This is a genomic window from Pontibacter actiniarum (assembly GCF_003585765.1).
In the GTDB taxonomy this organism is placed as follows: Bacteria; Bacteroidota; Bacteroidia; order Cytophagales; family Hymenobacteraceae; genus Pontibacter; species Pontibacter actiniarum.
On sequence record NZ_CP021235.1, the window covers coordinates 4,615,492 to 4,642,084 of the forward strand.

The window sequence follows — 26,593 nt, forward strand, 5'->3', positions numbered from 1 at the left end:
AAATTTGGTGCCTGCAACAGGCAATGAATACGAGCCCTGAGGAAAAAAGAACGGCCTTGCGGCAGGCTTAAAATTAAAGTATAATTTTAGGGGATGCTTCGAAAATTACTGTCTCATGCGGCGCTCTATGGCCTGGCTGCGCAAGTACCGCGTGTTGCCGGCGTGCTGGCCCTGCCCATCATCACGCCCTACCTAACCACCACGGATTACGGCGTGGCTGGCGTGGTGACGGCGTATGTCGGAGCCCTGGGGCTGTTCCAGTCGCTGGGGCTGAGTGTGGTTATGGGGAACACGTTTACCAGGCACCCTACCCGCTTTAAGTGGGTGTGGCGGCAGTTGCACGGTTTCATTCTCCTGTGGTCGGCGCTGTACAGCGTGCCGTTGGTCGGGCTGCTTTACGCCGTGATCCCGGATGAGGCTGAAGCCAACCGCTGGGAGCTCATACTGCTCAACCTGGTTCCGGTGGTGCTGCTTAGCAATACGTCTTTTTTCGGAAACTTCCTGTACCACATGAGGCAGCGGCCCTTGCCGGTGGCCGCCTACTCCTTTATAACCGGGGGCGTAACCGTAGCGCTCAACATTTACTTTATCGCTTTCCTGAGGCTGGGCTACATGGGGTGGTTCTATGCGACCTTCCTGGCGTCGGTGGCGGGGTTCGTGCTGCTGTTCTACCCTGTGTATGTGCAGGAGGGGCTTTGGCCTATCTTTAAGTTTAAGCTGTACCGCATCAGGAGCAGCCTCAAAGTGAGCCTGCCGCTGCTTCCGCACCATTTTTCCTTCTTCTTGCTTGATGCCTCTGATAAGCTCATGCTGGATGCCCTGAGGGTTCCCTTGCCGCGCATTGGCTTTTACAACATCGCCTCCAGCTTTGGGCTGTACTTTTCTGCGGCGTCTAACGCGGTGGTGGAGGCGGCTACCCCGTTTTACATGCGCTACTTCTCCAAGGAGGGGGATCCGGAAAGCCTGTTGGAGGCGCGCCGGATGACTTTTTCGCTGCAGGTGCTGTTTCTGGGCGCCACCGCGCTCGGGTCGCTCTGGATGAAGGAGGTGTTTGAGCTGTTGATCAGGAACGAGACGCTGCAGGGGGCTTATCCGCTGGCAATCATCATGCTGATGGGCTACACGTACAGGCCGATGTACCTGGCGGTGGTCAACAGGCTGTCGTTCCAGGAGAAGACAAAGGAACTCTGGAAGATTTCTTTAGTGGCTGGCGTCGGGAACGTGCTGTTGAACCTGCTGCTGATACCGGTGTTCGGAATCGAGGCCGCAGCCTTTACCACTTTTGCCGCACTGGTTTACTTAGGCTACAGTGGCTTTCTGCTGAAAGAGTACCGGGCGCTCAGCAATGTGCCCTATTACCCCTGGCGCTGGCTGGCGCTGACCATCGTGCTGCTGCTGGCGGTATACGCCCTGGCCGATGCTGGCCCACTGTTAAAGGCTCTCATCAGCCTGCTGATCCTGGCCTTTGCCGGTAGTGGCCTCTGGCGCCTGAATAAAGCAAAGGCAGGAGCTTTGTAGTGCTCCTGCCTCCAAACTATAGGCGGTGTACTTTGCCTAGGGCTTTAGCACCACCTTTACGCAGTTGTCCTGCTTGTTACAGAAGATGTCGTAGGCGTGTGAGGCCTGGTCGAGGGGTAAGGTATGGGTAATAATGTCATCCAGCTTAATGCGGCCCTGGTCCACCCAGCCATACAGCTCATCGATAAACTTTTGAACCGGCGCCTGACCTGTCTTGAGCGTCAGTCCTTTGTCAAAGATCTGGTACCACGGGAAATTGTCATAGGGGGAGCCATAAACGCCTACCACCGACACAATGCCGCCGCGGCGTACGGCGCTGAGGCACATCTTCAGGGCGTTGATGGTTCCTTTTTCCATGTGGACCACACTGGCTGCGCGGTCCAGCAGGGATTTGTCGGCTTCCATTCCCACTGCGTCTATGCATACATCGGCGCCCCGGCCACCTGTCATGTCACGGATAGCCTCGATTACATCCACGTTTTTTAGGTTGAGCGTTTCCGAGTTGGCGGACCTGCGGGCCATTTCAAGGCGGTAGTCCTCCAGGTCGATGCCGATCACGCGTTTAGCGCCTTTTATCCAGGCTACTTTCTGCGCCATCAGCCCCACCGGGCCACAACCAAACACAGCCACTGTTTCGCCGCCGGTTACCTCGCCCCAGTGCACTGCCGAAAAGCCCGTCGGGAAAATGTCCGTCAGGAAAAGCACCTGCTCGTCGGTAAACTGGTCGCTGACCTTGCGCGGGCCCACATCAGCGTAAGGCACGCGCACATATTCGGCCTGGCCCCCGGCGTAGCCGCCATACAGGTCGGTGTAGCCGTAGAGCGCGCCGCCCTTCTGGTCCGTCAGCCCGCCCTCGGGGCCGTAGTGGTCGGGGTTTGAGTTTTCGCAGTGCGGGAAGTGCCCGTGCTGGCAGAAGAAGCACGTACCGCAGGAGATTGGGAACGGTACAACCACCCGGTCGCCCTTCTTGATGTTTTTAACCGCGGGGCCGATCTCCTCTACCACGCCCATAAACTCGTGCCCCATCACCATGTTCTGCACCTGCGGGATCATACCGTTGTAAATGTGCAGGTCTGAGCCGCAGATGGCCGTGGAGGTGACACGGATAATAGCGTCGCGTGGGTCCTGGATGCGTGGGGCTTCCACGTTGTCTACCCGGATGTCTTTTATTTTGTGGAATACAGCAGCTTTCATAGTGCTATTGGTTTAGGTTTTCTGTGGCGTATATTGATAATTGTATGTTTTAACGGGTTAGTAGTGAAACAGTTGTGGCTGTAAAGGCAGCCTCCGCTTAAAAGTATGGCATGGATAGAGGCAAATGCTTAGTTTTATCGTAAACACTGCACATCAAACTTAAAGCAACGCACAATGCCAGACTTCCGCTTTTCCTTTCTCACGCAAAAAGACCTGCCGCAGCTACGCGAAACGTTTCTCAAGGCCTTTGCCGACTATGTGGTGCCGATACAGCTAAACGAAGAGCAGTTTCAGTTAAAAATCAGGAGGGAGGGCATTGAGGCTAACTTTAGCGTAGCCGCTTATGTGGGTGACGAGATGGTTGGGTTTATCCTGACGGGGCTGGGGGAGTGGCAAGGCAAGCCAACAGCCTATAACGCAGGCACGGGCGTGGTGCCGCAGTACCGGGGGCATCAGCTTACGCAGCAGCTCTACCGATATATGCTGCCCAAATTGCGCGAAAGCGGCATAGAGCAGTGCCTGCTGGAGGTGATACAGGACAACGCCCCCGCCTTTAAGAGCTACCGCAGCATGGGCTTTGAGGTGACCCGCTCGTTCGACTGTTTCCGGGCACAGAAAGAAGATCTGCTGCTGTCGGTTGAGGCCCCGGAAGGCGTACAAATTAGCCCTGCCGTAAAACCCGACCTAAAGACCTACCGGTGCTTCCGGGATACGGCGCCTTCCTGGCAAAACAATTTTGAGGCCGTTAAGCGTAGCGGGGAGCAGAGCCTGACGCTGGAGGCAAGAAACCAGAGCCAGGAGGTGGTGGGGTACATTTCGTTCTTTACGCTGAACGGGGCTGTGGCGCAGCTGGCTGTTGATCCGCTATGGCGCGGAAGGGGAGTGGGCACTGCACTGCTGCGGGAGGCGGTACGGCTCACAGAGGCTCCTGCCATCATGTTCATCAACGTGGAGCGCACCGCCACAGGTATGGTCTCTTTTCTGGAGCGGCGGCACCTTAGGGTGGTCCTGCAGCAGTACGAGATGCTGCTGCCCATCGTGTAAAGGAGCCGCCTGCGGGGCAAACTCGCTGGCTACGGATGGCCTGTGCACCTGCCATTCATATTTCATACCTTTGCGCCCTATACTTAACAATTCTATACTATGAATGCAGCATGGGTGTACCTGGTTTTGGCGGGGATCTGTGAAATTGGCTGGGCCTTTGGCCTGAAGTACAGCGAAGGCTTTACAAAGTTAGGCGTGAGTGCGGTAACGGTGGTGGTGATGATCCTGAGCTTTGTTCTGCTCTCCCAGGCAATGAAGACACTTCCCTTAGGCACGGCTTACGCTATCTGGACGGGAATCGGGGCGGCGGGCACAGCCATACTCGGCATCGTTTTCCTGAACGAACCGCGCGATCTTATCCGCATTTTCTGTATTCTGCTGATTGTGGCAGGCGTGGTGGGGCTTAAGGTTTTCTCCGGCTCCGAGAGTTAATTACTCGGCCAGGTAAACGTCTACGGCTGTGGGGGTGAACAGGTAAAGCCGGTCGGCACTCACCAGGGCGGTAAGGTAATTCTTCTGCGATGGAAGCTCCAGCACGCGCTCCTGCTGCGTGTACAGGTTCAGGAAGTGCAGCCTGCCCTCTTTTACAAAGTACAGCTCATTGTTGCGGAAGCCGATGTGGCGAAGGCCGGTGTAGGGAAGCCGCTTTTTGTAGTTGCCCAGGTTATCAAACACAAAAATGCCGCTGTTGTAATCCAGCAGGTACACCAGGTTCTGGTACTCGCGCAGCTGGCGTGCATCAAACTGCTCGCGGTCCAGCAGCAGGTTGAGCGGTGTTTCTACCGTTACCTGGCGCAGGTTGGGGTTCAGCTTGCTCAGAGTTTGGCTTGTTTCGTCGAAAAGCCAGAAGCCTTCGTCTGCGGCAGGGGCCGCTACTTTGGCTGTGCCGTTGTAATTGATGCTCAGTAAATCGGTGGTGCTGATGGGGCGGAGAAAGCGGTCCAGAAGTACCAGTTGCTGGCTGCCCTCATAGAACAGCAGGATCTTCATGGGGTTCCAGGCGTGGATGCTGCTTACGCGCCCGCGGGCAGGGGGGGAGTAGGTGTCCAGCGGCTGGCCAAGCGGGTCCAGGCGAAGCAGGTTCAGGCGCTCGTCCAGCAGGTATACGTTGCCGTTGCGGTCCTGCGAAATCGTGGTTGCGGAGCTAAGGGCTATACTGTGGCTATAGGCAGCCACCACCAGCGTATCCTGTGCCTGTGTCAGCAGCGGCAGCAGGGTTAGCCATAGAACAAGTATAAATTGCTTAGCCTTCAAAGGTTTTCAGTTCCAGTTTATCTCCATCGTACACCCCGTAGGTACAGAAGTTTACCCACTCTCCCAGGTTCACATACTGTGCCTGCTCCCCAATAGGCAGCTCCAGTGGCAGGTGGCGGTGCCCGAACACGTAGTAATCATGGTGCTGCCGCTGTTCTACCTCGGTGCAGTACTGCACCAGCCATTCCCGCTCTCCGAAAAACTCCTCGTCTTTCTTCACGTTGCTGATACGGCTCCTCCTGGACCAGCTGTTGGCCACGCCGATGCCCAGGTTTGGGTGGACGCGGGCAAACAGCCACTGGCACACTTTGTTGTCAAACACCTTTTTCAGCAGCTTGTACGTGTGGTCGCCGGGGCCGAGGCCATCGCCGTGCCCGATGTAAAAGGTCTTGCCGCCGAGCGTGGTGGATATAGGCTCGCGTATGATCGGAATGTTAAGCTCCTTCGGAAAGTAGTCGAACATCCACATGTCATGGTTCCCCGTGAAAAAGAGCACCGGCATGCCGGCATCCGTTAGCTCGGCCAGCTTTCCCTGCAGCCGCACATAGCCTTTCGGGATGGCGTGCTTATACTCAAACCAGAAATCGAAAATATCACCGAGCAGAAGTATGGCTGCCGCATCGTGCTTCACCGTGTCCAGCCACCGCACAATTTTCTTCTCGCGGGCCAGGCTGGCCTCGGCGTTGGGTACGCCTAAGTGGAAATCGGAAGCGAAGTATACTTTTTTGCCTGGTGCAAGCTCGTTAATGCGGAAGGTCATCAATCAGGAATAAGACTAACTGTTTGGGGCCGTGGGCGCCCATTACCAATGTCTTCTCAATGTCGGCGGTGCGGCTTGGCCCGCTCACCATGGAGAGCATCGATGGGAAGTTCTCTTTGTACTTGTTGCGCACGCGCTGCAGCCCGTCTTTAATATCGGGCACCAGCTGGCTTGCTTTGGCCACCACCAGGTGCGTGCTAGGGTAAATGCTCAGGCGGCGGCCTCCGGCGTTGGCTGAGCTGACCAGCACGCTGCCTGTGCGGGCGATCAACGCCTCACAGGTGGTCAGGCTGGCTTCCGTGCCCTGCACAAAGTTCTCCTCGTCTGCGGTAAAGTCTATGCCCGCCTGGTGGACGGCGTTTTGCAGGTTTGGTTCCCACACGCACAGGTGCTGCAGGTTCTGCTCCTTTTTATAGACGTAAAGCTGGTCGAAGAAATCCTCCTCATTGTCGCAGTAGATAAAGACGCCTGCGTTCTTGATGAACATTTCCGCAAACACCACCGACAGGTCCTCCACAGGCACTACAGGGTGAAGTGGGGAGGAGAAGTCTGGGGTAGGAGGCAGAAAAGGCGCCGACTTAGCCAGCGCCTCTCTTACTTTCCTTAATACTATTTCTTTTGATTTTGCTTCGTACATGCCTGTTTTGCTCAAGCTGTTCTCGAATTTACATTGTCTTGTTCAGCAGGGGTGCTTCCGTTGCCCAGCGGCGTGCCGGGTACGTTGCCTTCCTCTTGCTCCGGGTGTTTGGTCTGGCCTACTTCTACCGGGTGCGTCTGCTCTACCTCGCTTTTGGTCTGGCTGCGGTCTGTGCCGGAAGTATGCGCCTGGTACGTTGTCAGGGCATCAAACGGGCGCGGGCCAACCAAACGCTCCAGGTCGCTCTGGAAGAGAATCTCCTTCTGCAGAAGCTCCTGCGACACAATCTCCAGCTCACGGCCTTTAGCTCTGAGCAGGTCTTTTGTGCGCTGGTAGGCGGCATCAATAATCTTGCGCACCTCCTGGTCTATGGTCTCAGCGGTAGCTTCAGAGTACGGCTTGTTGAAGGCCATATCCGTCTGCTTCGAATCGTAGAACGACACATTCCCGATCTTATCGTTCATGCCGTACATCGTTACGATACTATAGGCCATTTTGGTTATGCGCTCCAGGTCACTTAAAGCACCCGTGGAGATTTTGCCAAACACAAGCTCCTCAGCGGCACGGCCACCCAGGGCCATACACATCTCGTCGATCAGCTGCTCGGTCGTGTACAGGAACTGCTCTTTCGGGAGGTACTGCGCGTATCCCAGGGCGGCTACACCACGTGGAACAATGCTCACCTTCACCAACGGATCGGCGTGCTCCAGGAACCAGCCCGCGATGGCGTGGCCAGCCTCGTGGTACGCCACGATTTTCTTTTCCTCCGGAGAGATGATCTTGTTCTTCTTCTCCAGGCCTCCGATGACACGGTCTACCGCATCGTTGAAGTCCTGCTGGTCTACCGCTTTCTTGTTACGGCGCGCCGCAATCAGGGCGGCCTCGTTACACACGTTGGCGATCTCGGCACCGGCAAAGCCTGGTGTCTGGGCGGCCAGCTTGCGGGCGTCCACATCCGCAGCCAGGGTTAGTGGCTTCAGGTGCACTGCAAAAATCTCGGTACGGCCGTTAATATCCGGCTTGTCGATACTTACCTGGCGGTCGAAACGGCCTGGGCGCAGCAGGGCTGAGTCCAGCGTGTCCGGTCGGTTCGTCGCGGCAAGTATGATTACGCCTGAGTCAGTGGCGAAACCATCCATCTCCACCAAAAGGGAGTTCAGGGTGTTCTCGCGCTCGTCGTTACCGCCTGGCGTGGCACCACGGCTACGGTGGCGGCCAATCGCGTCAATCTCGTCGATAAAGATGATACAAGGGGCTTTGGCCTTGGCCTGCTTAAACAGGTCACGCACACGGGCTGCGCCCACACCCACGAACATCTCCACGAAGTCTGAGCCAGACAGGGAGAAGAACGGAACGTCGGCCTCACCGGCTACGGCTTTTGCCAACAAGGTTTTACCTGTTCCCGGAGGGCCTACCAGCAGGGCACCCTTCGGTATTTTACCGCCCAGGATGGTGAACTTGCTAGGGTTCTTCAGGAACTCCACGATCTCCTGCACCTCCTCCTTCGCTTCCTCCAGGCCGGCCACGTCCTTAAACGTGATCTTTACCTTGTTCTCAGCATCGAAAAGGGCCGCTTTTGATTTGCCGATGTTGAAGATCTGGCCACCTGTGCCACCCGAGGTTACGCGGCGCATCAGGAACCAGAAACCGAACAGCAGCAGGATCAGGAAGCCCCACTGGAAGAAGAAGTCAGCAAAACCGGTGCGTTGCTCCGGCTTCAGTGGCACCTGCTCCTCGCGGGGCAGCTCTGCCTGTAGTTTGTCCAGGTCCTCTTTAAACGATTCCGCCGATATCACCTGGAAGTGATAATGGGGGCCCTCCTCCATCGTGAGAACGCCACGGTCGTTTAGTTCGGCCTTGTATTTTTCGTTCTGCAGGGCTTCCTTCTCAAGGTACACCTCTACAGTTTTTCCATTTACGAGGGTGAGTTTCTTTACGTCCCCGCTCAGCAACATCTCTTCAAAGTCCTGCTGCGTGGTCTCAATAGAAGAGTTGCTCTTGTTTAGGTAGGTTAACCCGAAGATCAGCAGGATCAGCACAGCCAACATCCACAGCTGCATGGTAGGGCGCGGTGGCGTGTTCGGGATGATCGGCTTTTTCTTTCTGTTGTTGCCTTTATTATTCTTTTCTGCCATTGATGTTTAAATGTCAATTGTATGGAAAACAGGGGGCCTGCGCCAAATGTTTCGGCCAGGGCCCTGGTGTTAGACAGATTCCACGTGTTTTATCTTGGCGTCGCCCCAAAGCTCCTCCAGGGCATAAAACTCGCGCTTGTCTTTCAAAAAAACGTGTGCTACTACATCGACATAATCCAGGAGCACCCACTCTTTGTTGGTGCGGCCCTCGGTTTGCCAAGGGTTCTGGCCGACGGCTTTGTGCACCTCCTCCTCAATAGAGGAAGCGATGGCGTCGAGCTGCGTGTCGGAGCTTGCGGATGCTATTACGAAGTAGTCAGATACGGCATTTTTAAGTGATTTAAGGTTCATCACAACGATATCGGACGCTTTCCTCTCCTGCATACCTTTCACTACAAGCTCTGCCAATATGTCGGAAGTAGCCTCAACCTTGGTTTCTTTCATTTGTGCTCTTTAAATTTGATGTACAAAAGTATTAAATCTCCTCTAATAATATGTTGCCTACTACGCTGTTTGTTGGCCAGCAGCTGCTTTTTATACCAGCCTGTGCTTCTACCAACTCGGAGGCCCAACAGCTTCTTATCAAAAATGAAGCCACAGAAGGCTGCACCGTTATCACGCACCGGCAAACGCAGGGGCGGGGGCAGCGGGGAAACACCTGGGAGGCCGCGCCTGGCCAGAACATTACCCTCTCTGTAATTCTGTCACCTTCTTTCCTGCCCGTCCGGCAGCAGTTTTACCTCAACATGGCTGTTTCGCTGGCCGTGCTTGACCTGCTGCGCGAACAGGGTCTGCAGCAGGCACGGGTAAAGTGGCCAAACGATTTATTCTTTGAAGATAAGAAACTTGGCGGGATTCTGATAGAAAACTCAATTAATAGTCACTCTCTACAACACAGTATTATCGGGATTGGTTTAAATGTGAACCAGTTACAGTTTGCCTATCCAACGGCTACCTCGATGGCTAACGTATGTGGCCGCACTTTTGATTTGGAGAAAGTGACGATGCGCCTGCTCGAGCACTTGGAGAAGCGCTACCTGCAGCTGCGTGGCGGCCATACGGCCCGCCTGAAGTACGAATACCTGCAGGTGCTGTACCGTTACCAGGAAGTGCATCCGTTTAAGATAGGGCAGCAGCAGGTGCAGGGGCAGATTCTGGGGGTGGATGAAGACGGCCGCCTGGCCGTGGAGATCGAGCGGGAGCTGCGCTACTTCAGCTTTAAGGAGATTTCGCACGTTATTTAGCGTACGCGCCGAATGTGGTTAATGGAGAGCTGGTTGCGGCTGCCCTGCACCGGGAGCAGGAGCATCTCCAGTTGCACGTTTATCTGCTCGGCCATACTTTGCCCGGTTAGCTTAGGCGCGGCGATGTGGTGGTCGGAGGTGTTGACGGTGAAGTCTGTTTTCAGCAGCAGCCTGTCGCCCTGCCGCACCAGGGTGCCGGCTATGTTGCGGCGGCGGCTCACGCCGTGCACGGTCAGGGTGCCGCGCGCCTCCACCTGGCCCCCCGCTTCGGTAAGCTCCCCCTCAAACACGGCCTTCGGAAACCGCTTGCTGTCCATGTACTTGTCGTTGAACCGCTCCTGCATCATGGAGTTGGCAAACTGAAACGAGGCAACAGGTACTTCGAAGTACAGCTTATGGCTTTGCAGGCTTACAGTGCCAACAGCCTTTGCCGATGTGCCTTTGATCAGGCTGAGGGGCGCGCCCGCGGCAAAGGTGACCGTGCCGGTGCCATTGTATAGTTGCTGCTGCGCCTGTATGCCGTGGCAGAGGCAAAACAACAGGTAGAGCAGTGGTAGTATTCTTCTCATAATGCCAGGTAATCCTATTTATCTTGAACCGGTGTCGGGTGTTAAAGTTGTGGCGCTCACTAAAGAAAAACGGCGGAAAGTGTAATTCACCTCCCGCCGTTTTTTTGTGGCTTATTGTATGATGAGTTTCTGTGTCTGTTTTCCGGAGGCGTTCTGCAGGTGCACATAATACAGCCCTTTGGGGATGTTGAGGTCGGAGACCGTTAGTTGCACCTCCCGTTCCTCTGGCGCAAGGCGCTGCGTGTGCACCGTTCGGCCATTCCTGTCCATGATCTGGAGTATAGCGTCGCTTCCGCCCGGTGTGGCCACCCGAATGTAGTTGCTGGTGGCGGGGTTAGGATATACCTCCATGCTGGCCCCGGCCAGTGCCGCGCGCTCTACGGCAATTACCTTGCTGTACTCAAACTGGCCGTCGTAGTCCACCTGCTTCAGGCGGTAGTAGTGCTGGCCTGCGTCAGCCGAGGCGTCCGTAAAGCTGTAGCGCTGCGTAACGCTGGAGTTGCCGGCGCCCTGTACCTCCCCAACCGCGGAGAAGCTGTTGCCGTCCTTGCTGCGCTCCACCTCAAAGCGGTCGTTGTTTTCTTCGGATGCCGTGGTCCACGTTAAGGCTATGCCGCTGGCGGTGGCTTTGCCCTCGAAGGAGACAAGCTCTACCGGCAGTGGGGTAATTGGCTCATCTTCGCAGCTAATGGTGTTCAGGCCGGTGTTGGTTAAGGTGCCGCCCGCGTTCACGGTCATCTGGAAATAGGGCGACAGCTCATAGAGGTCCGTCGGGACGATAATGGCGAATACGTCGGCGGTGCCGTTGGCATAACCGTTTGTCTGCTGCCCCTGGAAAACGATCAGGTTTGCCTCCTGGTCAATTGTTGTCTTGTACTGGAAATCAGCGGTCTTGTACACGCCTCCGTTGTTCATGCCGGCAACGCCCAGATCGGCCGTGGTTTCCATCGTCTCAATCATCACGCTGCTCACGTCGGCGGGCAGCTTGTTTGCAATCCGCAGGCGCACGGTGGTGGTGCCGTCGCCGTTATCAGTAGCGCCCGCAAAGGCAAAGGAAGCCTCCTCCAGCTGAATAACGCAGGCGCCGGGGTTGGTGGGCGGGCTGCAGGCGTTCAGGTCGAACACCACTTGCTGGCTGCCTGAGATGTTGTTCTCGTTTCCTTTCAGGGCCTCGCTGCGCAGCGTGGCGCGAACGCGCATCGTGGAGAGCGCCTGGAAATCGGCCTGGGTCAGGTTAAAGGCAAAGGTGTCTACCTGGCCCCCTGAAAGGGCGTAATTGCTCTTGGCGTTAAACTGAATCGCGTTGAAGGGGGTCTCAACCTCGTTTGGGCCTTGCTCGCTGGATACCCCGTTCCGCACGCGGTAGGCGGGGGCGTTGCCGTGGTACACGCTGGCCGGTGATGCCGCCCGGGCTCCTTCCGGCAGCTCAAAGGCAACGTAGGCCAGCTCGTCGCAGCGCACCTGCAGGCTGAACTTAAGCTGCATCAGGTCTCCCTCTACCGCTGTGGCACCGTGGTAGGTGAACCTGTAGCAATCAAACTCCTGTGTGCATCCGCCTGTTGGCACTGGTCTTTGGGCCCAGGCCCAACCCGTCGTGAAAAAAATAAGCGTAAATAAAAGTATATATCGTTTCATGTTGATCTGTATTAAAACTGTGAAGTAATCCAATTTTTGTATATAGTTTGTTTAACGGAGCCACGTGCTTGTAGTTGCACATTATAAATAGGGTTTCGGGTAGTGCAATGCTTTTCTTGGATTGTTTAAACTTTTGTATACTTGTACTGAGGCTTGTTTTGCGCTCCCTGTGTTGCAACTTTGCTCTTGTGGGTGAATTGTAGGGTAATTATGACAATACCTTAATTTCTATATAGGTATTATAGTTTATAATGCGAGTGTTTGTATTTGAAAAGTATAAATATGGCTGTGCGCTTGTTGGCTGCTGCATGCAGGTCGGCTAGCCGAAGGAGTCCAACGCAGCAGGGAAGCTTCTAAAGGGGGAACGGTATTTGATAGGCAAAGGGTAGGGGAAGAAGATGCTGCGGCCTATCTGCCTCATGCACAAATATTTTAAAAATTTAATTTACTGTTACGGCATTTTAATCTATCTTTGGTATGCTTACTATAGAAGTAGTGCGATTGCTTTAACATAAAAGCGCTTGAGTATGAGAATTTTTACTAGAATTATATTAGTGACCACCCTGATCGGCTCCCACCTGGCGAGCTTTGCCGGCGACCGGCTGGCCGCAGGTACTAACCCGACTTACAAAGGGGGAACCACTGTCTGGAAGCTGATGCCTGACAAGGTGGCGCAGCTGACGCTGTCGGCCAACAACGCCAGGCCGAACTTTGTGGAGAAAGAGGACCACACCTGCTCCAAGATCTATGCTTCGGCGGTGAGCCAGGCGTTTCATGTGGTGGAGGTGAAGCAGAGCAAGAGCATGTATGCCAACATTACGCTGGCGGCCTTTGCCCCGGGCAGCGATGTGAAGGCTTCTTTGCCGTCGATCAACGCCTACCCGAACCCGTCGCGCGGGCGCACCATTCTGGCGCTGAACCTGCCGGGCAATGACAACTATAAAATCCGTATCTCCAACACGATAGGCAAAGTGCTGACAGTACAGGAAATCGGCCCGGCCGAGAAAGCCGAGGTGAAGCTGGACCTGACCAGCCTGCCGTCCGGCGTGTACTTTTACAGCCTGCTCGTAAACGATAAAACGGTGGAAACGAAGCGGCTTGTACTGCAGAAATAAGCTTTATCGTTTGCTATAAGTATAGGAAGCCGGCCAGTTGGTCGGCTTTTTCATTATAAACTTCTAAAAATCGCCGGCCGCTTTACAATATTTATTATTTTCGGGGCTGAATCAACTATAGCTATGACGGACTATCGGAAGATAAATAATATTGCAGGCTGGGTCGTGTTTCTGATCGCGACAGCCGTTTACGTGCTTACGCTGGAGCCGACGGCCAGCTTCTGGGATGCCGGTGAGTTTATTGCCTGTTCCTACAAGCTACTGGTGCCTCACCCGCCGGGAGCGCCTTTCTACCTGCTGATGGGCAGGCTGTTCTCCATGTTTGCCTCCGATGTTACGCAAGTGGCCTGGTGGGTAAACCTGCTGTCGGCGCTGTGCAGCTCGGGTACCGTGCTCTTCCTGTTCTGGACCATTACCATACTGGCGCGCAAGCTGCTCGTGAAGGAGGGCGCAGTGCCCACCACAGGTAACATTATCCTGGTGATAGGCAGCGGTGCCGTGGGCGCGCTGGCCTATACTTTCTCCGACTCTGCCTGGTTCTCGGCAGTGGAGGCCGAGGTGTACGCCATGTCCTCGTTCTTTACAGCCATCGTGTTCTGGGCCATCCTGCGCTGGGAGGCTAAGGTAGGCGAGGCGCACTCAGATAAGTGGCTGATCCTGATCGCGTACCTGGTGGGCCTTTCTATTGGCGCGCACTTACTGAACCTGGTAACCATTCCGGCACTGGGCTTCATCTATTATTTCCGACTTTACAAGCCTTCTTTCTGGGGCGGCGTGATAGCCTTTGCCATCAGTGCCCTGATTGTGGTAGCCATACTTTGGGGCATTATCCCGGGGCTGCCTTCTGTGGCCGGCTGGTTTGAGGTGCTCTTTGTAAACGACTTTGGCTTACCGTTCAGCTCCGGTATCATCGTGTTCCTGGTGCTGTTTATCGCTGCCATTGTTTTCGGCATCCGCTACTCCATCAAAAACAACATCCGGGTGCTCAACACGGCGCTGCTCGGGCTGGTGTTCGTCTTGATAGGTTATTCTTCCTACCTGATGATCCCGATCCGCTCCTCCTACGAGCCGACAATTGACGAGAACGACCCGGACGACATCCTGACCTTTGTGGCTTACCTGAAGCGTGAGCAGTACGGAGACCGCCCGTTGCTGTACGGCCCGCAGTACAATGCGCAGCCGGTGGCACAGGAAGAGGGCGCCCCGCGCTATGTAAAAGGGAAAGACAAGTACATTATTACCGGCAACAAGGTGGAGCCGGTGTATGACTCTAAAGATAAAGTGCTGCTGCCGCGCATCTACAGCGACCAGCCGGGGCACATAGAGGCCTATAAGAAATGGGTGAACCTGCGCGAGGGCCAGGTGCCGACCTTTGGCCAGAACCTGAGCTTTATGCTGAACTATCAGCTGGGCTTCATGTACTGGCGCTATTTCCTGTGGAACTTCGTGGGCCGTGAGAGCGATGTGCAGAACGCCGGCGTGCTGTGGTTTGGCAAAGACGACCCGAACGCGCCGCCGCGTGTGCTGGAGAGCGAAGCCCGCAACTGCTTCTATCTGCTGCCGCTGCTGGTGGGCATACTTGGCCTGATTTACCAGGTGCGCAAGAATGAGCGCGACGCCTTTGTCGTGGGCCTGCTGTTCTTCTTTACCGGTATCGCTATTGCGCTGTACCTGAACCAGCCACCGGTGGAGCCGCGCGAGCGCGACTATACCTTCGCAGGCTCTTTCTACGCCTTCAGTATCTGGATTGGCCTGGGAGTGCTCGGGCTGGCCGACCTGTTGGGCAGAGGGCTTAAAAACACAACGACCCGTGCTGCCGTGGCGACTGTCGCCTGCTTGGCGGTACCGGGCATTATGGCTGCCGAAGGCTGGGACGACCACGACCGCTCTGACCGCTACCAGTCCGTGGATTCTGCCAAAAACCTGCTGGATTCCTGCGCTCCGAACGCGATCCTGTTTACGAACGGCGATAACGACACCTTCCCGCTCTGGTATGCCCAGGAGGTGGAAGGATACCGTACGGATGTGCGCGTGGCCGTGCTGAGCTACCTGAACACCGACTGGTACATCGACCAGATGAAGCAGCAGTCTTACCTGTCCGATCCGTGGCCGCTGACGCTGGGGGAAGAGAACTACCGCCAGGGCACAAACGACTTCCTGCCGTATGTGGAGCGCCCGCAGGTAACGGCCGGTATCGACCTGGACCAGTACATTGCCCTGATCAAGCAGAACCACCCGGCCCTGCAGGTGCAGTACGGCGCGGGCACTACGCTGCTCACCATGCCAACGCACAACTTCTTCCTCAACGTAGACAAGGAGAAGGTGAAGGAGATGGGCTTTGTGGCCAAGGATTACGAAAACGAGATCGTGGACCGCATGCAGTGGACCATCACCAAATCCCTGCTTGAGAAGAAGCACCTGGTGATGCTGGACCTGCTGGCGACCAACGACTGGAAGCGCCCTGTCTACTTCTCCACCACCGTGAACAGCGCCGACTACATTGGCCTGTCAGGCTACTTCCAGCTGGAGGGCCTGGCTTACCGCGTGGTGCCTGTGAGAGCGGGAGAAGATGGCCCGGGGCTGGTGAACAAAGAGGTGATGTATGAGAACATGATGAAGAAGTTCATGTTCCGCAACTTCGACAACCCGGATATCTTTTACGACGACAACTATTACCGCTTCTCGGCTAACGCCCGCGATAAGTTCGCGACGCTGGCCGTGGCATACCTGGAAGACGGAAACGAAGCGCGCGCCAAGGAGCTGGTGGACTACTGCTTCGAGGTGCTGCCGCTGGACACAGTGCCGTATGATTATTACACGCCGCAGTTTATCCCGATCTATGCCGCCCTGGGCGAGGAGGAGAAGGCCAAGGAGCTGCTGGAGCTAATGGCGCAGGGTTCGCAGAAGGCGCTGGATTACTACTTCGCCAAAGGTGCCCTGTTCGACCAGGAGATACAGGTGAACATGGTGATTCTGCAGCAGCTGATCGGCACAGCCGAAGAGCTGGGCATGCAGGACAGAGCATTGCAGTTGCAACAGCAGTTTATGCAGTATTTACAACGCATGCGCCGCTAAACAAAATAGCCTCATTATCAGTACAAAAAGCCGGATCGCCCTTGCGCCATCCGGCTTTTTTCTTTTCCTGGGATAAAACTATAGCTGCTTTACAATGAGGTATTTATACTTGCTGCTTTGTCTGGTGATGTGTGTGCTATCAGGCTGCGGGGGCTACCGTGGCACGAACAGACTGGAGCCCGTCCGGGTGCAGCAGGAAGTCCCTGACATTTCGATGGAGCACAGCTACTACGCGAAGAACGACAGCCTCTTTCTGCTCTTTAAATTCGAGGATGTGCAGCAGGTGCTGGATATCCTGCAGTCCACCTCCTCCTACGAGTACGCTGTCAGGGCCGGCCTGTCGGAAAGGGATGCCGCCTTGCTTCAGGACTCCATCGACATGCCCGACCGGAAGATAACGGATGTAGAGGGGCAGCTGCACCTGCAAATGGGCCTCCCGGCGCGCGTTGTGCAGGAGCCGAACGTGCTGCACCTGCAGGTCTGGCAGGTGCTGTCCGGGCAGGAGCGGATGGGCGTGAGGTTTAAGGTGCCGCTGCGGCAGGAGATGATGCAGAAGGACTTCCGGCTGGTGCATGCCAAGTCGGGCAAGCCGCTGTTTCAGAACTTTATCACCACCTCGGACAAGCTGCTGGCGCGCCAGTACGGCAACGGCGACAGCCTGCTGCGGGTAGAGCGCTTCGAACTGGACTTCAGGCCTGCGCCGCCGCCCATGAGCATGCAGAAGCCGCCTGTGCCGCGCACCATTTCGGCCGTTAGCTCCCGTACCGTTGGCCCGTCCGATACACTGCGCTTTACGGAGGAGGGGCTGTACCTCTTTAAGCCCGGCTCCGCCTCCTCGCAGGGGGTGCTGGCACTGTCGGGCAACTACCCGCAGATAACGAAGGCGGAGGAGCTGATCCCGCCCTTGATCTACCTGACGACGTCCCAGGAGCGGGAGGCCTTGCTGCAGGCCGACGACCCCAAGGCGGCCGTGGACAATTTCTGGCTGCAGGTGGGGGGTAGCGAGAGGCGGGGCCGGGAGTTGATCCGGACATACTACAGCCGGGTGGAGATGGCGAATAAGCTCTTTACGGCGCACAAGGCAGGCTGGGCCACCGACCGCGGCATGATATATCTCATCTACGGCAGGCCCAGCAGCGTGAGCGAAGTGGGGCCGAATATCACCTGGGTTTACCGCGAGTCTGAAACGGCGCCGTACATCAAGTTCGTTTTTACAAAAAAAGAGAATAACTTTACCGAAAATTATTATGAGCTGATACGGCGCCGCGAGTACGAGGACAGCTGGTACAGCACAGTTGCAAAATGGAGAGCAGGAAAGACAAATTTGTAGGCAACCGCCACGGTGGCCCCAGAACACCCAAAGAAGATAAAAGCGAGATGATTTTTGGCTCGCGCCCAATACTGGAGGCGTTTGCGGCCGGAAAAGAGCTGGAGAAGGTTTTCCTGCTGCGCGGTTCCCGCAACTCCACCACGGATGAGATTGTAGCCCAGGCCAAGCGCTTTGAAGTACCGGTGGTGATGGTGCCGGTGGAGAAGCTGGACCGCCTCACTCGCAAAAACCACCAGGGAGCGGTGGCCTTTATTTCGCCTATTACTTACCAGCCTCTCAACGAAATTATCACGTCGCTGTTTGAGCAGGGCAAAAACCCACTCGTGTTGATACTTGACCGCGTAACGGACGTGCGCAACTTCGGTTCGATTGCCCGGAACGCCGAGTGCATGGGCGTGGATGCCATCGTGATCCCAAGCCGCGGCGGGGCGCAAATCAACGCGGATGCCATGAAAACCTCTGCCGGTGCGCTGAACATTGTGCCGGTGTGCCGTGAGCCAAACCTGAAAGATACCCTGGAGTACCTGAAAGAGTACGGCTTCCAGGTGGTGGCCTGTACCGAGAAAACAGAGCACCAGCTGTCAGACTATGCCGTGGACATGGTTGGCCCTACGGCCATTATCATGGGTAGCGAAGAGGATGGTATCTCGCCGGAGTACCTGAAGCGTGCCGATGTGAAGCTGCGTATCCCGCTGATGGGCCAGATCGGCTCCCTCAACGTATCCGTGGCAACAGGCATCATCCTGTACGAAGCCATGATTCAGCGTCTGAGGGACGGAGGCTACGCCAGCCTGAACAAGCTGGAGCCGATGTAGGCCTGAGAAAAAGATAAAGGATTAAAACGACGAAGGACAAAAGAGGAAAGGCTGTTATGGTCTTTCCTCTTTTGTCCTTCGTCGTTTATCAAGAAGCAGCGTTGGCAGCGTTTAAATGTAGTCCACGCCTTTCCTGGACTTGGCGTCGGCCATAAACTCCTTTACCTTTTGCTCCTCTGTTTTCTTGCAGATCATCAGCACGTTGTCGTACTCTGCCACAATGTAGTCTTCCAGCCCCTGTAGTACGACCAGGCGCTCTTTCGGGGTTTTAATGATGCAGTCTTTGGTGTCGTAGAGCATTACCTCGCCGTCCACCACGTTGCCGTTCTCGTCTTTCTCATTTATGGTGTAGAGCGAGTTCCAGGTGCCCAGGTCAGACCAGCCAATATCCGCCAGCAAAACATACACGTTGTCCACCTTCTCCATAATGCCGTAGTCGATGGACACGTTGCGGCAATGGGAGTAAGCCTTGGTGATGAAGTTCTGTTCCTGCGGCGTGTTCATAACGCCCGTGCCCTCATCAAAAATTTCGGTTATCTCAGAAAGGTGCTGCTGGAATGCGTTTAATATGCTCTTCACGCTCCAGATAAAGATACCGGAGTTCCATACAAAGTCACCGCTGTCCAGGAACATCTGCGCCAGCTCCAGGTTCGGCTTTTCGGTAAAGGTCTTTACCTTTTTGATCTTCGCGTTCTCCTCATCGATGTACTGGATATAGCCATAGCCCGTGTCAGGGCGGCTTGGGGTGATGCCCAGCGTAATCAGGATGTCGTCCTGAGAGGCGGCGGCCACGGCGTTTTTAATCACCTCGGTAAACACATCCTGCTTCAGCACTACGTGGTCTGCCGGTGTTACCACCAGGTTGGCGTTCGGGTTCAGCTGCGCGATTTTATAGGAGGCGTAGGCGATGCAGGGGGCGGTGTTGCGGCCGATTGGCTCCAGCAGCACCTGGTTATCAGTCAGCTGCGGCAGCTGCTCCTTTACCAGGGCCTCATAATCCTTGTTGGTTACCACAAACACGTTCTCAGGGGGGCAAACGTCCGCGAAGCGCTTGGCAGTCATCTGCAGCATGCTTTCGCCGATTCCTAACACATCGTGGAACTGCTTGGGGTAATTCGTACGGCTGAATGGCCAGAAGCGGCTTCCGATGCCGCCGGCCATAATAACCACGTAGGTGTTTTTATCCATGTTATACGAGTCCTTCTTTGAGTAAATCGTGGAGGTGCACGAAGCCCTCGAATTTACCTGATTTTGTGACAATGAGTTGCGTTATACTTTTATCCTGCATAATGGCCATGGCCTCGGCGGCGTAGCAGTCGGGCTCAACGGTGAGCGGTGCCGGCGTCATGATGTCAGTGGCGGTGATCGCCTGTATCGCCTCATACTTGTTGAGCATGCGGCGCAGGTCACCGTCGGTGATGATGCCGACCAGCTCTTCCGAGTCCTTTTTAACCACGGCTGTGGCCCCCAGGCGCTTCGAGGAGATTTCGATAATGATCTCTTTGAGCGTTGCGTCTTCCTTTACGCTAGGTGCCTCGTTTTGGGTATAAATATCCTCCACCTTCAGGTACAGGCGCTTGCCCAGGGAGCCTCCGGGGTGCAGCGTCGCGAAGTCGGAGCTGCTAAAGCCGCGTGCCTCCAGCAGGCTTACCGCCAGGGCGTCGCCCAGGGCCAGCGAGGCCGTGGTGCTGGTGGTGGGGGCCAGGTTGTGCGGGCAGGCCTCGCGCTCCACATTGGCGTTAAGTACAAAGTCGGCACTCTGGGCCAGGTAAGAATCGGTGCTGCAAACAAGGGCTGCCAGCTTAGAACCTTTGCGCTTTAGCAAAGGAACTAGTACCTTTATTTCAGGGGTGTTACCGCTCTTGGATATGCAGATGACGAAGTCGTCGGGCTGAATCATGCCCAGGTCGCCGTGGATGGCGTCTGCGGCGTGCATAAACAGGGCCGGCGTGCCGGTGGAGTTGAGCGTGGCCACGATCTTCTGGGCGATGTTGGCGCTCTTGCCAATGCCGGTCACCACTACGCGCCCCTTCAGCTGCAGGATAGCTTTGACGCAGTTTTCAAACTCTTCGTCGATAAAATCTGCCAGTCTGGCGATTGCTTCGGCCTCGGCGTTCAGTACTTTTTTTGCGGTAAGAGCTATATTATTAGGGAGATTCAAGTTAAATTTGTGTTAGGGCACTCGTTTGGAGTGCGTTGCAACAAGATTAAATTTTTGCAAGATTACATGTCTATTCAACAAGAGGTAAATCTCAAGAACAAATTAAAAGAAGTTTTTGGGTATAATCAATTCAGAGGGAATCAGGAGCTGATAATAAATAATATTATTAACGGCAAGAACACCTTTGTGATTATGCCTACGGGCGCGGGCAAGTCGTTGTGTTACCAGCTTCCTGCTCTTTCTTTACCGGGCACAGCCATCGTTATTTCGCCGCTGATTGCCCTGATGAAAAACCAGGTGGACCAGCTGAACGCCTTTGGCGTAAACGCCCACTTTCTAAACTCAACGCTTTCTAAATCAGAAACAAATAAAGTAAAGAAGGAGACCCTGGCAGGGGAGGTAAAGCTGCTGTACGTGGCGCCGGAGTCGCTTACGAAAGAGGAGACCGTGGAGTTCCTGCACGCCTCCAACATTTCCTTCGTTGCCATTGATGAGGCGCACTGCATCTCGGAGTGGGGGCATGATTTCCGCCCGGAGTACCGCCGCATCCGTGGGATCATCGACCAGATCGGCAACCTGCCTATTATTGCCCTGACCGCCACTGCCACGCCAAAGGTGCAGCTGGATATCCAGCGAAACCTGCAGATGGATGAGGCCTCTGTATTTAAATCGTCCTTTAACCGCACCAACCTGTACTATGAGGTGCGGCCGAAGCATAACACCAAAAAGCAGCTGATTCAGTATGTGAAGAAGCACAAGGGCAAAAGCGGTATCGTGTACTGCCTGAGCCGCAAAAAGGTGGAGGAAATTGCGGAGCTGCTCCGCGTGAACGACATCAAGGCCCTGCCGTACCACGCCGGCCTGGATGCCAGCGTGCGCATGGCCAACCAGGATGCCTTCCTGAACGAGGACGCCGACGTGATTGTGGCCACGATTGCCTTCGGTATGGGGATTGACAAGCCGGATGTGCGCTTTGTGATCCACTACGACACGCCGAAGTCGATTGAAGGCTACTACCAGGAAACGGGCCGTGCCGGGCGCGACGGCATGGAAGGCAACTGCATGATGTACTACAGCTATGATGACATCATTAAGCTGGAGAAATTTAACAAAGACAAGCCGGTAACGGAGCGCGACAACTCCAAGCTGCTGCTGCAGGAAATGGCCGCCTACGCCGACTCGGCCGTGTGCCGCCGCAAGCAGCTGCTGCATTACTTCGGGGAGACCTTTGAGAAAGACTGCGGTTTCTGCGACAACTGCCTGCACCCGAAAGAGCGCTTTGAGGCGCAGCAGGAGGTGCAGCTGGCGCTGAAGGCAGTGCAGCAAACCGGCCAGCGCTTCAGCATAGACCATATTACGCATGTGCTGACAGGCCTGCGCAACCAGTACGTAACCAGCTACGACCACGATAAGCTGGAAGTGTTCGGGGCCGGGAAGGAGCACGACGCCCAGTTCTGGAGCTCCGTGCTGCGCCAGATCCTGCTCTCGGAGTTCCTGGAGAAGGACATTGACAGCTTTGGCGTGATTAAACTGACGAAGAAGGGCGAGGACTTTATTCAGAACCCGCACCCGATCCAGCTCACCAAAGACCATAACTACGAACAGGAAGTGAAGGAGGACGAGGAGAACGAGCAGTCGCAGGCTTCAGCGGGCCACGACGAGGTGCTGTTCGATATGCTGAAAAACCTGCGCAAAAAGCTGGCTAAGGAGAAGAACCTGCCGCCGTACGTGCTGTTCCAGGACCCGTCGCTGAAAGAGATGGCCACCGTGTACCCCACCACCCGCGATGAGCTGGCGCATATTGCCGGCGTGGGCATGGGCAAGGTGCAGAAGTTCGGTAAGCCGTTCCTGGACATGATCAGCAAGTATGTGGAGGAGAACGACATCGTGACGGCTGCCGACGTGGTGGTGAAGTCCACCGTTAACAAGTCGAAGATCAAGATCTACATCATCCAGCAGATCGACAAGAAGGTGGACCTGGAGGAGATTGCCGCTTCCAAGGACCTGACGATGCAGGAGCTGATCGAGGAGATTGAGCACATCTGCTACTCCGGCACAAAGCTGAACCTGAACTACTACATTAACAATGTACTGGATGAGGAGCGCCAGGAGGAGATCTACGACTACTTCATGAACGCCAGCACGGACAATATTGCCCTTGCCGTGAAAGAGCTGGGCACCGACGACTACTCAGAGGAGGACCTGCGCCTGATGCGCATCAAGTTCCTGTCAGAGTACGCCAACTAACGCTGCAGCAGCATAAAGCACCCAAGCGGCCGGTTACCCCCGGCCGCTTTTCTTTTAGCCGTAGGCAAGTATAAATCGTGAAGTATAAACCGTAATTTGGTGGGCGTGCAAGTATAAATCTTTAACTTCGCAGCAGTGCCTGTTACTGATATTTACCCGTTAATCGATAACCCAAGAATATGAACGTACTTGTGATAGGTTCTGGCGGCCGCGAGCATGCCATAGCCTGGAAACTAAGCCAGAGCGAGTTCTGCGATAAAGTGTTTGTAGCCCCGGGCAACGCCGGTACCGCCAAGTTCGGTACTACTGCTGCCGTAGATATCCATGACTTTGAGGAGCTGGGCAAGTTCGCCGCCGACTTCAACATTATGATGGTGGTGGTGGGCCCTGAAAACTCCCTGGTGGAGGGAATACACGACTACTTCCAGAGCTCGGAGTACCTGAAGCATATCCTGGTGATCGGGCCTAAAAAAGCTGGTGCCATGCTGGAGGGGAGCAAAGATTTCTGCAAGGCCTTTCTGCAGCGCCACAACATCCCGACGGCACGCTACAAGACCTTTACAGAGGCCACGTTCAAGGACGCCGTGGAGTACCTGAAGACGCAGAGCTACCCGACCGTGATCAAGGCCGACGGCCTGGCGGCTGGTAAGGGTGTGATCATAGCCCAGGACTACGAGGAGGCGTTTGATGCACTGGATGCCATGCTGCGCAACAAGCGCTTTGGCAACGCCAGCAGCAAAGTGGTGATTGAAGAGTACCTGCAGGGCATTGAGCTGTCAGTGTTTATACTTACCGATGGAAAGGACTACGTGCTGCTGCCGGAGGCGAAAGACTATAAGCGCATCGGGGAGGGAGATACAGGGCTGAACACAGGTGGCATGGGGGCTATTTCGCCGGTTCCGTTTGCCAGCGAGGCGTTTATGCAGAAAGTGAAGGAGCGTGTGATAGAGCCCACGCTGCGCGGTATGCAGGCAGACCAGCTGGACTACACCGGCTTCCTGTTTATCGGACTGATGAACGTGAACGGCGATCCGTATGTGATTGAGTACAACGTGCGTCTCGGTGACCCGGAGACGGAGGCGATCCTGCCGCGCATCAAATCGGACCTGTTTATGCTGTTTAAGGCGCTGCACGAGCACAAGCTGGGAGAGTTTGAACTGGAGATAGATCCGCGCACCGCTACCACCGTTATACTTGCCTCTGGCGGCTATCCGGAGGGGTATGAGAAGGGCAAGGAGATTTCCGGGCTGGAGAACGTGCCGGAAGGGGTGCTGGTGTTCCACGCTGGCACAAAGCAGTTAAACGGGAAGCTGCTGAACACGGGCGGCCGTGTGTTTGCCGTAACCGCCCTCGGCGATACCATGGAGCAGGCCCTGGAGAAGGCAAATGCCGCCGCTGAGGCCATTACCTGGCAAGACCGCTACTACCGCCGCGACATTGGCTTTGATCTGCGCAAACTGAGCGTATAAGTGCCGAATGCCTATAAAAAAGGGAGGGCCGACAGAATCATCTGTCGGCCCTCCCTTTTTTATAGCGGCTCTGGCTTAGCAGTAAGCCTCGAACGCCCCTTTCAGGTTATCCACGATGCGGTGCAGCTCGTTGCCCTCGATGTGGTAACGCTCGATCATGTGCACCAGCTCTCCGTCTTTAAACAGCGCGATAGACGGGGAAGACGGTGGGTAAGGCAGCATGTGCTCACGTGCTTTTGCCACGGCGTCCTGCTCCATGCCGGCAAATACCGTCACCAGCTTGCTTGGCTTCTTGTCAGCAGCTGCCACGGCCATTTTAAGCGCAGGGCGTGCTTTGGAGGCGGCACAGCCGCATACAGAGTTTACCGCTAACAGTACGGTGCCATTCGTTTTTACTGCCTGCTCTACTTCTTCAGGAGTCATTAATTGCTCAAAACCCGCTGAGGTAAGGTCCTCACGGATAGGGGCAACCATATATTCAGGGTACATTGCCATTTTTACGTTGGGTTAAATTTTTAATGTGTTGCAAAGTTAACAAATCTGGGCAACAAAAGTTGCACGCAGATGCGGGGATGAGGCGCAGCTCCTGAAAACGCTGGCAGAGCTTAGGAGACAAAAGAAACATTTTGTATGAACGTTTTATGAAGTTTCTAATATGGCACAACAACTGCAAGGTGTGAATTGTATAACATACTAAGGCGTTAAGGAGATAAAACAGGCTGTGCGCCTAGAGGTGTTTAATAGCACTTTTGTAAGGAAGTTTTGTTGTAGATGAAACGCTCGAAGTGCAGCTTCCAACAGGGAGCAGGTACACGGCAACAGCCAGGCTCATTTGCATTAATGAAAGGTATTGCCTGCTTCGCGCCTAAGGTTTTTGAGTAGCTATGCGGCTGATAAAGTACGTGTTAGCAACGGAATGTTTAAAGACGGATTACTATGTCTATGCTTCACCCTTACCATAGCAGTGTGTGTGCACGCTATTTTTACTTACCTGCGAGTAAAGAGCGTAACGCAGAGGTCATTGAAGTGCTCAACAGCGACTCGGATGTAGTGGAGGTGCCGATGCGGGAGGAGGATGTGGAGCTGCGGGCGTTTTATGAGCGCCCCCTGTCCGAAGACGAACTCATCAGGTACCGGGGCACCCAGACCTGGAAGCTGTTTTACTCCTGGGAGGAGTTGCAGCAGGACCATATTAAGTTAAACCTGCCGGAGCATGTTCTGCAGCAGCTCCTGCAGTTTAAAAGCCTCTATGAGCTGCAGGAAGAGATGGCTGCTTAGCTGTGCTCCCGCCGTAGGCTGCTGTATACCTAGGTCTAGGTATTTAACTGGAAAAGTACAAGGTGTAGCCAGGAAGGTTGTAATTTGCGTTGTCATATTTGAAGCTTAGATATGAATCACCGCGCAACCTATACTTCCCAAAAAGCCTGGACCACAGAAGAAGAGTACGCTCTGGACAAAGCAATCGGCTTTACAAACAGCTACGTCGGCTATGATTTCTTCAATGATGCCTGCCGTTTTATTAGCAGTAGCCTGGGAGTAAAGCATGCCCTCATTGGCCGGGTTACCTCTGATGCGTATGACGAAATACAGACCCTTGGCTTTACCTATCAGGGCGCTGTCTTGCCTGTGTATACTTACAAAGTAAAAGGCTCTCCCTGCGAGAGCACACTGTTCCACCAGATTTGCTATTACCCGTACGGGGTACAAAAGTACTTTCCTGACGACGAGGAGCTGAAGCGCTTTGGCATCGAGAGCTATATGGGCATCGCCCTGAGTGACCCTGACGAAAACCGCCTGGGGGTTATTGCGCTGATGGATGACAAGCCCGTTCTTAACCCCACTCTATCCGAGATCTTTATCACAATTCTGTCTCCCCGCGTGGAGGAGGAGCTTCTGAAACTAACTGCGGCTGTCGCAGTAGGATAGGGGGCTCACCGGGCTGGGGAATGGCGTTCCCGTGCCGCTCCTGTTATAGAAGCATGGCCCCCGAAAGCACCTGTAACACCATTTGCATCATCTGCCTGCCTTCTTTAACCGCTGCACCAGTAAGTTCTACACGCGCGCTGGTACACCAGAACACCCAAGCAAACAGGTGTCATCTCTCTCGAAGCTGAGGAGAGGCCACCAGTTCTCTCCGCAATCCAACTTTTTGTGTCAGGAGTATGTATGTGGTTGTAAGCGAGAAGGCTTACACTGCTACTGCTGCCCCTATCCCTTCCCTACCTAACACGCGCCTGCCGCCGCTTCGCCTTTAGATGTGTGGCAATGCCATCAAAGCAGTGCTTCAGGGTAGTTGTGTTCTTGCGCCGGCGCCTTGCCGAGCAGCTGAAAGTAATTCAGAGGTTTGTGCCTGGGGCAAAGAAAAGATAACAATACGTTATCCGTAGTCCG

General features: G+C 55.0%; 23 protein-coding genes. 12 read left to right on the forward strand and 11 right to left on the reverse strand.

Going from position 1 to position 26,593, the window contains the following annotated elements; all coding sequences use genetic code 11:
- The first annotated feature begins 93 nt into the window (after positions 1 to 93).
- The gene (locus CA264_RS20070; protein WP_025609194.1) at positions 94 to 1,518 is read left to right on the forward strand and encodes a lipopolysaccharide biosynthesis protein; all 1,425 of its coding nucleotides are present in this window, start codon (positions 94 to 96) and stop codon (positions 1,516 to 1,518) included.
- A 36-nt stretch (positions 1,519 to 1,554) separates the two neighbouring features.
- Here the strand turns inward: CA264_RS20070 and CA264_RS20075 are convergent, their stop codons facing one another.
- Entirely contained in the window at positions 1,555 to 2,712 is a 1,158-nt protein-coding gene (locus CA264_RS20075) for a zinc-dependent alcohol dehydrogenase (protein ID WP_025609195.1), read from the reverse strand.
- Between the two features lie 174 nt (positions 2,713 to 2,886).
- On the opposite strand from CA264_RS20075, the gene CA264_RS20080 reads away from it, so the two are divergent.
- Both CA264_RS20080 and CA264_RS20085 read left to right on the forward strand, forming a co-directional pair.
- The gene (locus CA264_RS20080; protein WP_025609196.1) at positions 2,887 to 3,756 is read left to right on the forward strand and encodes a GNAT family N-acetyltransferase; all 870 of its coding nucleotides are present in this window, start codon (positions 2,887 to 2,889) and stop codon (positions 3,754 to 3,756) included.
- Positions 3,757 to 3,855: 99 nt separating this feature from the next.
- Positions 3,856 to 4,188 carry a DMT family transporter gene (locus tag CA264_RS20085; protein WP_025609197.1) on the forward strand — a complete coding sequence of 111 codons (333 nt, stop codon included), beginning with the start codon at positions 3,856 to 3,858 and terminating at the stop codon, positions 4,186 to 4,188.
- Here the strand turns inward: CA264_RS20085 and CA264_RS20090 are convergent, their stop codons facing one another.
- From CA264_RS20090 to rsfS, 5 genes are all read right to left on the reverse strand, one after another.
- Positions 4,189 to 5,010 (reverse strand): hypothetical protein, encoded by an 822-nt coding sequence (locus tag CA264_RS20090; protein ID WP_025609198.1) that lies wholly within the window; start codon positions 5,008 to 5,010, stop codon positions 4,189 to 4,191.
- Positions 5,000 to 5,770, reverse strand: a complete 771-nt coding sequence (locus CA264_RS20095; RefSeq protein WP_025609199.1) for a UDP-2,3-diacylglucosamine diphosphatase — start codon at positions 5,768 to 5,770, stop codon at positions 5,000 to 5,002. Before CA264_RS20095 ends, CA264_RS20090 begins: the two co-directional genes overlap by 11 nt.
- Entirely contained in the window at positions 5,754 to 6,407 is a 654-nt protein-coding gene (locus CA264_RS20100; RefSeq protein ID WP_025609200.1) for a LutC/YkgG family protein, read from the reverse strand. Before CA264_RS20100 ends, CA264_RS20095 begins: the two co-directional genes overlap by 17 nt.
- A gap of 11 nt (positions 6,408 to 6,418) precedes the next feature.
- The gene (gene ftsH, locus CA264_RS20105) at positions 6,419 to 8,542 is read right to left on the reverse strand and encodes an ATP-dependent zinc metalloprotease FtsH (protein ID WP_025609201.1); all 2,124 of its coding nucleotides are present in this window, start codon (positions 8,540 to 8,542) and stop codon (positions 6,419 to 6,421) included.
- A gap of 69 nt (positions 8,543 to 8,611) precedes the next feature.
- Complete coding sequence (rsfS, locus tag CA264_RS20110; RefSeq protein ID WP_025609202.1) at positions 8,612 to 8,986, reverse strand: ribosome silencing factor; 375 nt, start codon at positions 8,984 to 8,986, stop codon at positions 8,612 to 8,614.
- 50 nt (positions 8,987 to 9,036) lie between these two features.
- On the opposite strand from rsfS, the gene CA264_RS20115 reads away from it, so the two are divergent.
- On the forward strand, positions 9,037 to 9,786 hold the full coding sequence (locus CA264_RS20115; protein ID WP_025609203.1) for a biotin--[acetyl-CoA-carboxylase] ligase: 750 nt from the start codon (positions 9,037 to 9,039) through the stop codon (positions 9,784 to 9,786).
- On the opposite strand, the gene CA264_RS20120 is transcribed toward CA264_RS20115, so the two are convergent.
- On the reverse strand, positions 9,783 to 10,355 hold the full coding sequence (locus CA264_RS20120; protein WP_084196297.1) for a YceI family protein: 573 nt from the start codon (positions 10,353 to 10,355) through the stop codon (positions 9,783 to 9,785). The genes CA264_RS20115 and CA264_RS20120 overlap by 4 nt on opposite strands.
- A gap of 111 nt (positions 10,356 to 10,466) precedes the next feature.
- Complete coding sequence (locus CA264_RS20125; RefSeq protein WP_084196298.1) at positions 10,467 to 11,990, reverse strand: T9SS type A sorting domain-containing protein; 1,524 nt, start codon at positions 11,988 to 11,990, stop codon at positions 10,467 to 10,469.
- Positions 11,991 to 12,517: 527 nt separating this feature from the next.
- Between CA264_RS20125 and CA264_RS20130 the strand changes: the two genes are divergently transcribed.
- From CA264_RS20130 to rlmB, 4 genes are all read left to right on the forward strand, one after another.
- Entirely contained in the window at positions 12,518 to 13,105 is a 588-nt protein-coding gene (locus tag CA264_RS20130) for a T9SS type A sorting domain-containing protein (protein ID WP_036777632.1), read from the forward strand.
- Between the two features lie 123 nt (positions 13,106 to 13,228).
- Entirely contained in the window at positions 13,229 to 16,180 is a 2,952-nt protein-coding gene (locus CA264_RS20135) for a glycosyltransferase family 117 protein (protein WP_025609207.1), read from the forward strand.
- Positions 16,181 to 16,274: 94 nt separating this feature from the next.
- Positions 16,275 to 17,510, forward strand: a complete 1,236-nt coding sequence (locus CA264_RS20140) for a GWxTD domain-containing protein (RefSeq protein ID WP_237151148.1) — start codon at positions 16,275 to 16,277, stop codon at positions 17,508 to 17,510.
- A complete protein-coding gene (rlmB, locus tag CA264_RS20145) occupies positions 17,483 to 18,325 on the forward strand; it encodes a 23S rRNA (guanosine(2251)-2'-O)-methyltransferase RlmB (RefSeq protein ID WP_025609209.1) in 843 nt (280 codons plus the stop codon). The genes CA264_RS20140 and rlmB overlap by 28 nt, the downstream gene beginning before the upstream one ends.
- Positions 18,326 to 18,436: 111 nt before the next feature.
- Here rlmB and CA264_RS20150 read toward each other — a convergent pair whose 3' ends face one another.
- Both CA264_RS20150 and CA264_RS20155 read right to left on the reverse strand, forming a co-directional pair.
- Positions 18,437 to 19,513 carry a mannose-1-phosphate guanylyltransferase gene (locus tag CA264_RS20150; RefSeq protein ID WP_025609210.1) on the reverse strand — a complete coding sequence of 359 codons (1,077 nt, stop codon included), beginning with the start codon at positions 19,511 to 19,513 and terminating at the stop codon, positions 18,437 to 18,439.
- 1 nt (position 19,514) lies between these two features.
- Positions 19,515 to 20,486, reverse strand: coding sequence for a KpsF/GutQ family sugar-phosphate isomerase (locus CA264_RS20155; RefSeq protein ID WP_025609211.1), 972 nt, complete (start codon positions 20,484 to 20,486; stop codon positions 19,515 to 19,517).
- A gap of 66 nt (positions 20,487 to 20,552) precedes the next feature.
- Between CA264_RS20155 and recQ the strand changes: the two genes are divergently transcribed.
- Together recQ and purD are read left to right on the forward strand one after the other, a co-directional pair.
- Positions 20,553 to 22,733: a DNA helicase RecQ gene (gene recQ, locus CA264_RS20160; protein WP_025609212.1), complete on the forward strand. Its 2,181-nt coding sequence runs from the start codon at positions 20,553 to 20,555 to the stop codon at positions 22,731 to 22,733.
- 179 nt (positions 22,734 to 22,912) lie between these two features.
- Entirely contained in the window at positions 22,913 to 24,202 is a 1,290-nt protein-coding gene (gene purD / locus CA264_RS20165) for a phosphoribosylamine--glycine ligase (protein ID WP_025609213.1), read from the forward strand.
- Between the two features lie 75 nt (positions 24,203 to 24,277).
- Here the strand turns inward: purD and CA264_RS20170 are convergent, their stop codons facing one another.
- Complete coding sequence (locus CA264_RS20170) at positions 24,278 to 24,691, reverse strand: BrxA/BrxB family bacilliredoxin (RefSeq protein ID WP_025609214.1); 414 nt, start codon at positions 24,689 to 24,691, stop codon at positions 24,278 to 24,280.
- 447 nt (positions 24,692 to 25,138) lie between these two features.
- Here CA264_RS20170 and CA264_RS20175 point away from each other — a divergent pair, with 447 nt between their 5' ends.
- Together CA264_RS20175 and CA264_RS20180 are read left to right on the forward strand one after the other, a co-directional pair.
- The gene (locus tag CA264_RS20175) at positions 25,139 to 25,480 is read left to right on the forward strand and encodes a hypothetical protein (protein ID WP_025609215.1); all 342 of its coding nucleotides are present in this window, start codon (positions 25,139 to 25,141) and stop codon (positions 25,478 to 25,480) included.
- A gap of 111 nt (positions 25,481 to 25,591) precedes the next feature.
- Positions 25,592 to 26,128, forward strand: a complete 537-nt coding sequence (locus CA264_RS20180) for a hypothetical protein (RefSeq protein WP_025609216.1) — start codon at positions 25,592 to 25,594, stop codon at positions 26,126 to 26,128.
- Positions 26,129 to 26,593: the final 465 nt, after the last annotated feature.

Bases quoted from the DNA above. Each gene is read 5' to 3' on its own strand.
- CA264_RS20085 (WP_025609197.1), top strand. From the start codon at position 3,856: ATGAATGCAGCATGGGTGTACCTGGTTTTGGCGGGGATCTGTGAAATT.
- CA264_RS20130 (WP_036777632.1), top strand. From the start codon at position 12,518: ATGAGAATTTTTACTAGAATTATATTAGTGACCACCCTGATCGGCTCC.
- recQ (WP_025609212.1), top strand. From the start codon at position 20,553: ATGTCTATTCAACAAGAGGTAAATCTCAAGAACAAATTAAAAGAAGTT.
- CA264_RS20095 (WP_025609199.1), bottom strand. From the start codon at position 5,770: ATGACCTTCCGCATTAACGAGCTTGCACCAGGCAAAAAAGTATACTTC.
- CA264_RS20135 (WP_025609207.1), top strand. From the start codon at position 13,229: ATGACGGACTATCGGAAGATAAATAATATTGCAGGCTGGGTCGTGTTT.
- CA264_RS20120 (WP_084196297.1), bottom strand. From the start codon at position 10,355: ATGAGAAGAATACTACCACTGCTCTACCTGTTGTTTTGCCTCTGCCAC.
- CA264_RS20070 (WP_025609194.1), top strand. From the start codon at position 94: ATGCTTCGAAAATTACTGTCTCATGCGGCGCTCTATGGCCTGGCTGCG.
- CA264_RS20080 (WP_025609196.1), top strand. From the start codon at position 2,887: ATGCCAGACTTCCGCTTTTCCTTTCTCACGCAAAAAGACCTGCCGCAG.
- ftsH (WP_025609201.1), bottom strand. From the start codon at position 8,542: ATGGCAGAAAAGAATAATAAAGGCAACAACAGAAAGAAAAAGCCGATC.
- CA264_RS20170 (WP_025609214.1), bottom strand. From the start codon at position 24,691: ATGTACCCTGAATATATGGTTGCCCCTATCCGTGAGGACCTTACCTCA.
- CA264_RS20140 (WP_237151148.1), top strand. From the start codon at position 16,275: ATGAGGTATTTATACTTGCTGCTTTGTCTGGTGATGTGTGTGCTATCA.
- rsfS (WP_025609202.1), bottom strand. From the start codon at position 8,986: ATGAAAGAAACCAAGGTTGAGGCTACTTCCGACATATTGGCAGAGCTT.
- CA264_RS20100 (WP_025609200.1), bottom strand. From the start codon at position 6,407: ATGTACGAAGCAAAATCAAAAGAAATAGTATTAAGGAAAGTAAGAGAG.
- rlmB (WP_025609209.1), top strand. From the start codon at position 17,483: ATGGAGAGCAGGAAAGACAAATTTGTAGGCAACCGCCACGGTGGCCCC.
- CA264_RS20180 (WP_025609216.1), top strand. From the start codon at position 25,592: ATGAATCACCGCGCAACCTATACTTCCCAAAAAGCCTGGACCACAGAA.
- purD (WP_025609213.1), top strand. From the start codon at position 22,913: ATGAACGTACTTGTGATAGGTTCTGGCGGCCGCGAGCATGCCATAGCC.
- CA264_RS20150 (WP_025609210.1), bottom strand. From the start codon at position 19,513: ATGGATAAAAACACCTACGTGGTTATTATGGCCGGCGGCATCGGAAGC.
- CA264_RS20075 (WP_025609195.1), bottom strand. From the start codon at position 2,712: ATGAAAGCTGCTGTATTCCACAAAATAAAAGACATCCGGGTAGACAAC.
- CA264_RS20125 (WP_084196298.1), bottom strand. From the start codon at position 11,990: ATGAAACGATATATACTTTTATTTACGCTTATTTTTTTCACGACGGGT.
- CA264_RS20115 (WP_025609203.1), top strand. From the start codon at position 9,037: ATGTTGCCTACTACGCTGTTTGTTGGCCAGCAGCTGCTTTTTATACCA.
- CA264_RS20175 (WP_025609215.1), top strand. From the start codon at position 25,139: ATGTCTATGCTTCACCCTTACCATAGCAGTGTGTGTGCACGCTATTTT.